The organism is Pseudomonas juntendi, assembly GCF_009932375.1.
Taxonomy (GTDB): domain Bacteria; phylum Pseudomonadota; class Gammaproteobacteria; order Pseudomonadales; family Pseudomonadaceae; genus Aquipseudomonas; species Aquipseudomonas juntendi.
Map to the genome: position 1 here is coordinate 1 of NZ_BLJG01000267.1, position 10,799 is coordinate 10,799.

The window sequence follows — 10,799 nt, forward strand, 5'->3', positions numbered from 1 at the left end:
CGCCTGTGACAGGCGCGCGCGGCCGCCTTGTTTGTACGGCGCGATATTGAGGCATGCACCAAGGCGTTCGCGCGCGAATCCCACAGGAATAATTGGCCCGAAACAAACGTAGGAGCGAGCGCAGCTCGCGATTGCGCCGCGCGGGCGGCGCTCGATCTCACAGGCGCTGCATATCTTGTGGCAAACACCTGTCAGCCCTGATGCGATCCCTGTGGGAGCTGGCTTGCCGGCGATTGGGCCAGAACAGGCAATACAGACCTAAAGCCCGGCCCGACCAGGCCGATAACCGGTTATCCCCCCTGTTTCCCACCGAAGGTCACCATGGCCACGCAAAAAGCCCGCGCGGACTCCTTGTCGCTGCTGCTGTTCACCCTGCGCAGCGGCAAGCTGATGGCAATCAACCTGCTCAAGGTCAGCGAGATCATCCCCTGCCCGCCGCTGACCAAGCTGCCCGAGTCCCACCCCCACGTGAAAGGCGTAGCCACCTTGCGTGGCCATTCGTTGTCGGTCATCGACCTGTCCCGTGCCATCGGCGAGCAGCCGCTGGAGGACCCGCAAGGCGGTTGCCTGATCGTCACCGAGATCAGCCGTTCGCGCCAGGGCCTGCACGTGCAGGCCGTAAGCCGCATCGTGCATTGCCTGAGCACCGACATCAAACCGCCGCCCTATGCCTCGGGCAACCGCTCGTTCATCACCGGTGTTACCCGCGTCGACAACACCTTGGTGCAGGTGCTGGATATCGAGAAGGTCATCCACGGCATTGCCCCGCCTGCGCCAGAGCCAGCGCGCGGCTCAGTAAGTGCAGAAGATGCCAGCCTGCTGGCCGCCACCAATATCCTGGTGGTGGACGACAGCCAGGTGGCCCTGCAGCAGTCGGTGCACACCCTGCGCAACCTGGGCATCGAGTGCCACACCGCGCGCAGCGCCAAGGACGCGATCAATGTGCTGCTGGAACTGCAAGGCACTGCACAGGAGATCAACGTGGTCGTCTCCGATATCGAAATGAGCGAGATGGATGGCTACGCCTTCACCCGAACCCTGCGTGAAACCCCCGACTTCCAGCACCTGTACGTGCTGCTGCACACCTCGCTGGACAGCGCCATGAGCAGCGAGAAGGCAACCCAGGCCGGGGCGAATGCCATCCTCACCAAGTTTTCCTCGCCGGAGCTGACCGATTGTCTGGTGGTGGCAGCACGCGCCGTGGTGTTCGCCGAGCACTGATATATTCAGCGACAAACTCCCCGGCTTGCTGCCGGGGGCAAGTCGGGCATAATTCGCGCCCTCGCAAAAAATTTGCCGGAACCCGCCATGAAGTATCTCAGCTCCATCCTGATCGGCTGCGCCCTTTTCAGCGGTATCGCCCAGGCTTCCAGCAGCCAGGCCTGGAACACGCAGCGCCAGCAGATGCTCAAAGCCTGCCTGGCGGCCAGCCAGTTCAAGGACGCCCACGCCCGCGGCAAGCCCGCCGAATTCGATGACCAGGTAGGCATGAGTGCCTTGCTGGTCGAAGGTGTCTACCCGCAGAAGCACATGCAGCAGCGCACTGGGACCGAGCTGTGCCTGTACGACCGCCAACAGCAGCGTGCCTTCGTCAGCGAATGGAGCCCGCAAGCCAAGTGACCGCCACCTTGCGTTTTGGCTGCACCGGATGCGGCAAGTGCTGCAGCGGCCACCATGTCCCCCTGACCCTGGCCGAGGCAGGCCGCTGGGCACATGACGGCGGTCAGGTGGTTGTGCTGATCGAAGCCTTCGTCACCGATGGCCCGGGCATGCCGGTGGAGCAACGTGAGCATGTGCTGCGCCGGTCGTACCCGGTAGCCTGCGGCAACGGCCAGGCGCGGGTGTCGGTGACCTTTGCCGCGTTCAACCCCGGCCGCTGCCGCAACCTGGACGACAACGACCGCTGCAGCATCTATGAGCAACGGCCGTTGGTTTGCCGCATCTACCCGGTGGAAATCAACCCGCACCTCCCCCTGCGCCCAGAGGCCAAGGACTGCCCGCCAGAAGCCTGGCAGCAGGGGCCTGCGCTGCTTCACGGCACGCAACTGGTGGATGCCGGGCTGGAGGCGTTGGTGCAGGCTTCGCGCCAGGCCGACCGTGAGGACATTGCCGCCAAGGTGGCGGTGTGCCAGGCACTGGGCATGACCACCAGTGCGCTCAAGGGCAACGGGTTTACCGCCTACCTGCCGGACATGGGCGCGTTTGCCGGGGCGCTGGCGCAGGTGCCGGATGATGACGGTACACAGTGGACCTTGCATGTGGAGGATGAGACGCTGGCGGCGGGCTTGCAAGGGCATGGTTTGCACACCACCAACGAGCCCCCGGTGTATTACGCCTTTATCGGTTTCTAGCCCTGCAGGTGGTGGGCGCGGGTTCACCCGCGAAGGAGCAGACCGTGCAGCCGGTGATCTGAAACTGACACGGCTGTCAGTCAGCGGTCACGCTGCCGACCCGGTTCGGCGGCTATAAGATTGAATGACTGACCACCCTTCCCCTCTGGCCAAGGTGCCCGCGCCAATGCGACGTCCGTTCCGCTCTGCCTTGCTTGCCGCCTTGGTACTGCTCGTCCTGGTAGCAGCGGGAACTTGGTACACCCAGCGCCAGCCTGCCCCCGCCGCCCGCTCGCAAACGGCCATCCCGGTGCGGGTGGTAACCGTCGTCCAACAGGACGTACCCCGCTACGCCAGCGCCATCGGTTCGGTGCTGTCGCTGCACAGCGTCGAGGTGCGCCCGCAGGTCGAGGGGGTACTGACCCAGGTACTGGTCAAGGAAGGCCAGTGGGTCAAGCAGGGCGACTTGCTCGCCACCCTCGACGACCGCGCCATACAGGCCCAGCTCGACCAGGCGCGCGCCCTGCTCGGCCAAAGCCAGGCGCAGATCCAGGTGGCGGCAGTGGACTTGCGGCGCTACCGCCTGCTCAGCCGCGATAACGGCGTGTCCAGGCAACAGCTCGACCAGCAACAGGCACTGGTCAACCAGTTGCAGGCCACCGTCAAAGGCAACCAGGCAGCCATCGCCAACGCCCAGGTGCAGCTGTCGTACACCCGGATCCTCTCGCCGGTGACTGGCCGGGTGGGCATTCGCAACGTCGACCCGGGCAACCTGGTACGCACCAGCGACACGCAAGGCTTGTTCAGCGTGACACAGATCGACCCGATCGCCGTCGAGTTCGCCCTGCCCCAGCAAATGCTGCCAACCCTGCAACGCCTGCTCACGGCACCGACACCTGCGCTGGTGCAGGCGTACATGGACGCTGACGGCGAACGCAGCCTGCTTGGCGAAGGCCACCTGGCGCTGATCGACAACCAGGTTTCCGCCACCACCGGCACCGTGCGGGTCAAAGCCGAATTCGACAACAAGGACGGCCGCCTGTGGCCGGGGCAACTGGTCACCGTCCGCCTGCGCACCGCCGTGCAGGAAAACGCCCTGGTGGTCCCGCCGCCGGTGGTGCAACGTGGGGTGGACGGGCACTTCGTCTACCGCCTGGACGGCGACAAGGTCACCAGCGTGCCGGTCAAGGTGCTGTACCAGGACAGCGAGCTGAACGTCATTGCCGGGGTCAAGCCGGGTGAGCGCCTGGTGCTCGATGGCCAGTCGCGGCTCAAGCCCGGTTCACGGGTAGAGGTCAGCCCCGCTGCGCCTACAGCGCCGGCCATGGCAGACCAGCGGAGCCAGCCATGAACACGCGCAACGGTGTTTCGGCCTGGTGCATCGACCACCCCATCGCCACCTTGTTGCTGACCTTCGCCCTGGTGCTGTTGGGCGCCATCGCCTTCCCACGGCTGCCGGTCGCCCCCTTGCCCGAGGCCGATTTCCCCACCATTCAGGTGACCGCGCAACTGCCCGGCGCCAGCCCGGAAACCATGGCCTCGTCGGTGGCAACCCCGCTGGAGGTGCAATTCAGTGCCATCCCGGGCATGACCCAGATGACCAGCAGCAGCGCGCTGGGCTCGACCACCCTGGTGCTGCAGTTCACCCTCGACAAGAACATCGACACGGCTGCGCAGGAAGTGCAGGCGGCGATCAACACCGCTACTGCGCGCCTGCCGCAAGACCTGCCCAACCCGCCCACCTGGCGCAAGGTAAACCCGGCCGACAGCCCGGTGCTGGTGATGACAGTCAGCTCCAGCCAGATGCCCGGCAACGACCTCAGCGACTACGCCGAAACCTTGCTGGCTCGGCAGTTGAGCCAGATCGAAGGGGTCGGCTTGATCAACATCACCGGGCAACTGCGCCCGGCGATCCGCGTGCAGGCGCAGCCGGAAAAACTCGCCGCCATCGGCCTGACCCTGGCCGACCTGCGCCAGGCCATTGCGCAAACCAGCCTGAACCTGGCCAAGGGCGCCCTGTACGGCGAACACAGCGTGTCGACCCTGGCCGCCAACGACCAGCTGTTCCACCCCGAGGACTACGCGCAACTGATCGTCTCGTACCGCAACGGTAGCCCGGTGTACCTGCGCGACGTGGCCACGGTCGTCAGCGGCGCGGAAAACGCCTACGTCAAGGCCTGGTCCGGCGACCAGCCGGGGCTGAACCTGGTGATCTTCCGCCAGCCCGGCGCCAATATCGTCGACACCGTGGACCGGGTCATGGCCGCGCTGCCCAAGCTGCAGGAAATGCTGCCGGCCTCGGTCGAGGTGTCGGTGCTGCAAGACCGCACGCAAACCATCCGCGCCTCGCTGCATGAGGTGGAACTGACCTTGATGATCGCCGTGGCGCTGGTCATCGGGGTGATGGCGCTGTTCCTGCGCCAGTGGTCGGCGACGCTGGTGGTATCCAGCGTACTGGGTGTATCGCTGATCGCCAGTTGCGCACTGATGTACGTGCTGGGCTTCAGCCTGAACAACCTGACCTTGGTGGCCATCGTCATTTCCGTGGGTTTCGTGGTGGACGATGCCATCGTGGTGGTGGAGAACATCCACCGCCACCTGGAAGCCGGCGACGACAGCCGTACCGCAGCGCTCAAGGGTGCAGGGGAAATCGGCTTCACCGTGGTCTCGATCAGCCTGTCGCTGATCGCAGCGTTCATCCCACTGCTGTTCATGGGCGGGGTGGTTGGCCGGCTGTTCAAGGAATTCGCCCTGACCGCCACATCCACCATCCTGATTTCAGTGGTGGTGTCGCTGACCCTGGCGCCGACCTTGTGTGCGCTGTTCATGCACCGCCCACCTGGCGGGCACCAGGGCGGTTTCGGCGAACGCCTGGTCAACTGGTACGAGCGGGGCCTGAACCGTGCCCTCGCCCACCAGCGCGTGACGCTGGGCGCGTTCGCAGTGACCCTGGCGCTGGCGGTCGTGGGCTACGTGGCCATCCCCAAGGGCTTTTTCCCGCTGCAGGACACCGGCTTCATCCTTGGCACCAGCGAGGCGGCCGCGGATGTGTCGTACCCGTCGATGATCGAGAAACATCAGGCGCTGGCGAAAATCATCGGTGCCGACCCGGCGGTGCGCGCGTTCTCGCATTCGGTGGGCGTTACCGGCAGCAACCAGACCATCGCCAACGGCCGTTTCTGGATTGCCCTCAAGCCCCGTGGCGAGCGGGATGTCTCGGCCAGCGAACTGATCGACCGCCTGCGCCCCAAGCTGGCCCAGGTGCCGGGAATCGTGCTGTACATGCGCGCCGGCCAGGACATCAACCTCAGCTCCGGCCCTTCACGCACCCAGTACCAGTACGTGCTCAAGAGCAACGACGCCGAGGCGCTCAACCTGTGGACCCAGCGCCTGACCGAGCGGCTGCGCAACAACCCGGCGCTGCGCGACCTGTCCAATGACCTGCAGTTGGGGGCCAGCGTCACGCGCATCGACATCGACCGCCAGGCCGCTGCCCGTTTCGGCCTGACCACTACAGACGTCGACCAAGCACTGTACGACGCCTTCGGCCAGCGCCAGATCAGCGAGTTCCAGACCGACAACAACCAGTACAAGGTCATTCTGGAACTGGATGCGCGCCAGCGCGGCAAAGCCGAGAGCCTCAACTACTTCTACCTGCGCTCGCCCCTGAGCAATGAAATGGTGCCCCTGGCGGCCGTGGCCCATGTGGCGCCGCCCAGTACCGGGCCGCTGTCGATCAGCCACGACGGCCTGTTCCCGGCCGCCAACCTGTCGTTCAACCTGGCCCCCGGCGTGGCCCTTGGCGATGCGGTGAGCATCCTTGAACGCACCCAGCGCGAGCTGGGCATGCCCGATTCGATCAGCGGCAACTTCCAGGGCGCGGCGCAGGCCTTCCAAAGCTCGCTGGCGAGCCAGCCTTGGCTGATCCTGGCGGCACTGGTGGCGGTGTACATCATTCTCGGCGTGTTGTACGAAAGTTTTGTCCACCCACTGACGATCATCTCCACCCTGCCCTCGGCGGGCCTTGGCGCGTTGATCCTGCTGTGGGCCATGGGCCAGGATTTCAGCATCATGGGGCTGATCGGCATCGTGCTGCTGATCGGCATCGTCAAGAAAAACGGCATCCTGCTGATCGACTTTGCCCTCCAAGCCCAGCGCCAGCAGGGCCTTTCCCCGGAACAGGCGATCCACCAGGCCTGCCTGACGCGGTTCCGGCCGATCATCATGACCACCCTGGCCGCGCTGCTCGGCGCGGTACCGCTGATGTTCGGCTTTGGCACCGGCGCCGAATTGCGCCAGCCACTGGGCATTGCCGTGGTCGGCGGCCTGCTGGTGAGCCAGGCGCTGACGCTGTTCACCACCCCGGTCATATACTTGGCCCTGGAGCGCCTGTTCCATCGCCGTCAGGCTGCCCACGCGGCAGCGCCAAGTGCCAGTTAGGACAAGACCATGCGTGTGCTGATCATCGAAGACGAAGAAAAAACCGCCGACTACCTGCATCGCGGCCTCACCGAGCAAGGCTTCAGTGTGGACCTGGCGCGCGATGGCATCGATGGCCTGCACCTGGCCCTGGAGGGCGACTATGCCGTCATTGTGCTGGATGTGATGCTGCCCGGGCTGGACGGCTACGGCGTGCTCCGCGCCCTGCGTGCGCGCAAGCAGACCCCGGTGATCATGCTGACCGCCCGTGAGCGGGTCGAAGACCGTATTCGTGGCCTGCGCGAAGGTGCCGATGACTACCTGGGCAAGCCATTTTCGTTTCTGGAACTGGTGGCCCGGCTGCAGGCACTGACCCGCCGTAGCAGCAGCCATGAGCCCCTGCAGGTTCAGGTGGCCGACCTGTGGATCGACCTGATGGCACGCAAGGCCACGCGTGCCGGCCAGCGCCTGGACCTGACCGCCAAAGAGTTCTCGCTGCTCAGCGTGCTGGCCCGCCGGCAGGGGGAAATCCTGTCGAAGACGGCAATTGCCGAACTGGTCTGGGACATCAATTTCGACAGCGACGCCAACGTGGTCGAGGTCGCGATCAAACGCCTGCGGGCCAAGCTCGACGGGCCGTTCGACCAGAAACTGCTGCACACCATTCGAGGCATGGGTTATGTCCTGGAAAACCGTGCGGGGTAACTCCATTGCGCTGCGTTTGTCGGCGTTGTTCATCCTGGTGGCGTTGGCCGTGTTCCTGCTGATCGGTTCGGCCCTGTATCGCCAGGTCGACCGCAGCCTCGACCTGCTGCCGCAAGCCGAGCTGGAGGCGCGCTTCAGCGTGCTCGAATCCACACTCAACCGCTACGGCACGCCCGAGCACTGGGCCAAGATCATCAACAAGCTGAACCTGCTGAGCGAGGAAGACAAGCGCATCCGGTTCTGGGTGGTCGGTAGCGACCCCGCCTATGAATATGGCCAGCCCAGCGCGCTGGTGCGCCAGTTCGCCGAGGGCGCGCCGGGCATGCGCGACCTGCGCCTGCCGGACCACCCCTACCCGTACAAAGTGCTGGTCAGCGAGCTGCCGGCGCTGAGCCAGCGCCCGCCACTGCGGTTCATGATCGGCATCGACACCGAAACCTTCTGGCAGGCCCAGCACAGCCTGCTGCTGGCGATCATCGGGCTGGCGGTGCTTGGCGTGCTGCTGGCCTCGGTGCTGGGCTACTGGGTCGCGCGCATCGGCTTGCGCCCTTTGCTGGCGCTTTCCAGGGAGGCCCAGGCACTGGCCCCGCCACGCCTGGACGGGCGCCTGCAAACCCAGGCCCTGGCCCCTGAGCTGGCGCAGTTCGCCAGTGCCTTCAACGCCGCGCTCGACCGGGTCAGCCAGGCCTATTCACGGCTCGAAGCGTTCAATGCCGACGTTGCCCACGAGCTGCGTTCGCCGCTGACCAACCTGATCGGCCAGACCCAGGTGGCGCTGACCCGCGGGCGCAGTGCCGAGCACTACTTCGAAGTGCTGCAATCGAACCTGGAAGAGCTGGAGCGCCTGCGCAGCATCATCAACGACATGTTGTTCCTGGCCAGTGCCGACCAGGGCAGCAAAGCCACTGCCCTGACCCAGGCATCGCTGGCCGAAGAGGTGGCGACCACACTCGACTACCTTGACTACATTCTCGAAGACGCGCAGGTCAGCGTCAGCGTCAGTGGCGATGCCCAGGTTCCCATCGAAAAAGCCCAATTGCGCCGGGCGTTGATCAACCTGCTGAACAATGCCGTGCAGCATACGGCGCCGCACCAGGTGATCCAGGTAAGGATCGTCCCCGGGCCGCAGCAAGTCAGCATTGCCGTGAGCAACCCGGGGCCGGCAATTGCCGACGAGCACCTGCCGCTGCTGTTCGAGCGTTTCTACCGGGTGGATGCGGCGCGCAGCAACAGCGGGGGCGGTAATCATGGCTTGGGCCTGGCCATCGTCAAGGCAATTGCGCTGATGCATGGCGGGGACGTATTCGTGCGCAGTGAAGCCGGGGCGAATACATTCGGTATCCAGCTCCCGACCTGTAGGAGCGGCCGCGTCTAGCCTGCGGCTTGCAGACGAAAGCCCTATTGCTTTTTGCGTAGATCGTTACCTTTTGCGCAACAGTGCTTATCGCACTTCGCTCTGTATCAAGTGCAATGAAAGGACTAACTTTAGCCCGTCCTCATTAGCACTTGCACAGCAAGAAGGTAGTTTCAAATGTCCAACAGTATGGGTATTGCCAGCGTTTTCGTCCTGTCGTCCCTGTTGTTGTCGCCCCTGGCCATGGCCGAAGAATCGCCGGCGTTCGTCAACCGTAACAGCGAACTCGCCGCCGTGCACCAGGAGGCCCGCGAAAGCGTTGCCGCACACAAGGCCGACGTGATGAAAGATGCTGAACAGACAGCTTCCAAGGCCTCTGTCGATGCCAAAGCCGACAGCTGATCAGGCGCTGTTGTTGCTTCCACTTTCCCTTGGCTACGCCATGGGCACAGCCTGTGCCGATATGTTAGCCTTTTAAAGCCGCTGCCCATCAGCGGCTTTTTTTTATGTGCCCGTAACTCTCAGCCCGGCTGTAACGTTTACCCATAAGAAAGACGCACATTCAAAATAAAAACTGCCCCACCGTCAGACCAAAGGAGCTTCTACCGGTGCCTTCCGCGTTTCGTTTCACCCCGTTTTTCATTGCATTGACTGCAACGATCCCTTGCGCCGCCCAGGCAGATGAAGACAAGGCTGAGGGCTTCATCGAAGGGTCGTCCTTCAATCTGCATTTGCGCAATGCCTACTTCAACCGCGACAACCACAACGCCGGCGTGCGCGATACCCGCGAGTGGGGCCAGGGCGCAGTAGCGCGGTTCGAGTCGGGCTACACCCCAGGCACGGTCGGTTTTGGCCTGGACGCCCATGCCATGCTGGGCCTGAAGCTCGACGGTGGCGGCGGCCATGCCGGCACCAGCATCCTGCCAGCGCACATCAAGGACGACGGCGAACTGGGTGCTGCGCCGCATTCGTTTTCCACCGCTGGCGCTGCAGTCAAGCTCAAAGCCTTCGACACAGAACTGAAGGCCGGTGACCTGTTCCTCACCAACCCGGTGATTGCCGGCGGCGAAACCCGCATGCTGCCGCAAACCTTCCGCGGTGTGAGCCTGACCAACACCAGCGTCGACGGTTTGCTGCTCGAAGGCGGCCAGGTGAGCTTCACCCACCCGTACAACCAGAGTGGCCACCGCCGCATCGACACCTACTACGGCTCGCTCGACGAACACGACAAGAGCAAGCACCTGAACTGGGCTGGTGCCTCCTGGAGCGGTACGCCGAACATCACCGCCAACCTGTACGCCGCCGAACTGAAGGACATCTGGAACCAGTACTACGCTGATTTCGACTACACCTACGTGGTCAGCGATCTGGTCAGCCTGAACCCCGGTGTGCACTTCTATCACACCCAGGACACCGGCCAGGCCCTGCTGGGCAAGATCGACAACAACACCTACAGCGTGCACTTCACCGTCAACGCCGGGTACCACAGCGTCACCGCCGCCTACCAGCGGGTCAATGGCAACACCCCGTTCGACTACATCAACCTGGGCGACAGCGTGTACCTGGACAACTCGCGCATGTACTCGGACTTCAACGCCCCCAACGAACGGTCGTGGAAGCTGCAGTACAACTATGACTTCGCAGGTGTCGGCGTACCTGGCCTGACCAGCTCGCTGTCCTATTCGCGCGGCGAAGCAGACCTGACCAAGGCCACCCAGGACACCACCCATTACGACTACTACCGTGCCGATGGCAAGAACGCCATGCATTGGGAACGCGACCTGGACCTGAAGTACGTGTTCCAGGAGGGTGACCTGAAGGACCTGTCGGTGCTGGTGCGCTATGCCACCCACCGTGGCAGCCAGGGCTATGCCTCGATCGACAGCAACAGCGACAACGATGAACTGCGGGTGATCGTCGATTACCCCGTGAACGTGTTCTGACCCTCGTTGGCAGGCAGCACACCTGAACGCCTGTGGGAGATTCTATGG

9 protein-coding genes are annotated in these 10,799 nt (G+C 64.1%); all 9 read left to right on the forward strand.

Translation table 11 applies throughout. The annotated features are described in order from the left end of the window. The first annotated feature begins 321 nt into the window (after positions 1-321). Positions 322-1,221 carry a chemotaxis protein gene (locus GYA94_RS24155; RefSeq protein ID WP_009685181.1) on the forward strand — a complete coding sequence of 300 codons (900 nt, stop codon included), beginning with the start codon at positions 322-324 and terminating at the stop codon, positions 1,219-1,221. Between the two features lie 87 nt (positions 1,222-1,308). After that, positions 1,309-1,620, forward strand: a complete 312-nt coding sequence (locus tag GYA94_RS24160; RefSeq protein ID WP_009685180.1) for a hypothetical protein — start codon at positions 1,309-1,311, stop codon at positions 1,618-1,620. Further along, entirely contained in the window at positions 1,617-2,351 is a 735-nt protein-coding gene (locus GYA94_RS24165) for a YkgJ family cysteine cluster protein (protein ID WP_161893247.1), read from the forward strand. Before GYA94_RS24160 ends, GYA94_RS24165 begins: the two co-directional genes overlap by 4 nt. A 166-nt stretch (positions 2,352-2,517) precedes the next feature. Continuing rightward, positions 2,518-3,681 carry an efflux RND transporter periplasmic adaptor subunit gene (locus tag GYA94_RS24170; RefSeq protein WP_161893248.1) on the forward strand — a complete coding sequence of 388 codons (1,164 nt, stop codon included), beginning with the start codon at positions 2,518-2,520 and terminating at the stop codon, positions 3,679-3,681. Beyond that, positions 3,678-6,770, forward strand: a complete 3,093-nt coding sequence (locus GYA94_RS24175; protein WP_161893249.1) for a multidrug efflux RND transporter permease subunit — start codon at positions 3,678-3,680, stop codon at positions 6,768-6,770. The genes GYA94_RS24170 and GYA94_RS24175 overlap by 4 nt, the downstream gene beginning before the upstream one ends. Positions 6,771-6,779: 9 nt before the next feature. Continuing rightward, positions 6,780-7,454: a heavy metal response regulator transcription factor gene (locus GYA94_RS24180; RefSeq protein WP_054890587.1), complete on the forward strand. Its 675-nt coding sequence runs from the start codon at positions 6,780-6,782 to the stop codon at positions 7,452-7,454. Further along, positions 7,429-8,829 (forward strand): heavy metal sensor histidine kinase, encoded by a 1,401-nt coding sequence (locus GYA94_RS24185; RefSeq protein ID WP_161893250.1) that lies wholly within the window; start codon positions 7,429-7,431, stop codon positions 8,827-8,829. The genes GYA94_RS24180 and GYA94_RS24185 overlap by 26 nt, the downstream gene beginning before the upstream one ends. A gap of 156 nt (positions 8,830-8,985) precedes the next feature. Beyond that, complete coding sequence (locus GYA94_RS24190) at positions 8,986-9,210, forward strand: hypothetical protein (protein ID WP_029888076.1); 225 nt, start codon at positions 8,986-8,988, stop codon at positions 9,208-9,210. A gap of 206 nt (positions 9,211-9,416) precedes the next feature. Continuing rightward, on the forward strand, positions 9,417-10,751 hold the full coding sequence (locus GYA94_RS24195; RefSeq protein ID WP_110678758.1) for an OprD family porin: 1,335 nt from the start codon (positions 9,417-9,419) through the stop codon (positions 10,749-10,751). Positions 10,752-10,799 lie beyond the last annotated feature (48 nt).

What these genes read in the sequence shown, in the direction of transcription:
- GYA94_RS24155 (WP_009685181.1), top strand. Translation starts at nt 322, where the DNA reads ATGGCCACGCAAAAAGCCCGCGCGGACTCCTTGTCGCTGCTGCTGTTC.
- GYA94_RS24160 (WP_009685180.1), top strand. Translation starts at nt 1,309, where the DNA reads ATGAAGTATCTCAGCTCCATCCTGATCGGCTGCGCCCTTTTCAGCGGT.
- GYA94_RS24170 (WP_161893248.1), top strand. Translation starts at nt 2,518, where the DNA reads ATGCGACGTCCGTTCCGCTCTGCCTTGCTTGCCGCCTTGGTACTGCTC.
- GYA94_RS24175 (WP_161893249.1), top strand. Translation starts at nt 3,678, where the DNA reads ATGAACACGCGCAACGGTGTTTCGGCCTGGTGCATCGACCACCCCATC.
- GYA94_RS24180 (WP_054890587.1), top strand. Translation starts at nt 6,780, where the DNA reads ATGCGTGTGCTGATCATCGAAGACGAAGAAAAAACCGCCGACTACCTG.
- GYA94_RS24185 (WP_161893250.1), top strand. Translation starts at nt 7,429, where the DNA reads ATGTCCTGGAAAACCGTGCGGGGTAACTCCATTGCGCTGCGTTTGTCG.
- GYA94_RS24190 (WP_029888076.1), top strand. Translation starts at nt 8,986, where the DNA reads ATGTCCAACAGTATGGGTATTGCCAGCGTTTTCGTCCTGTCGTCCCTG.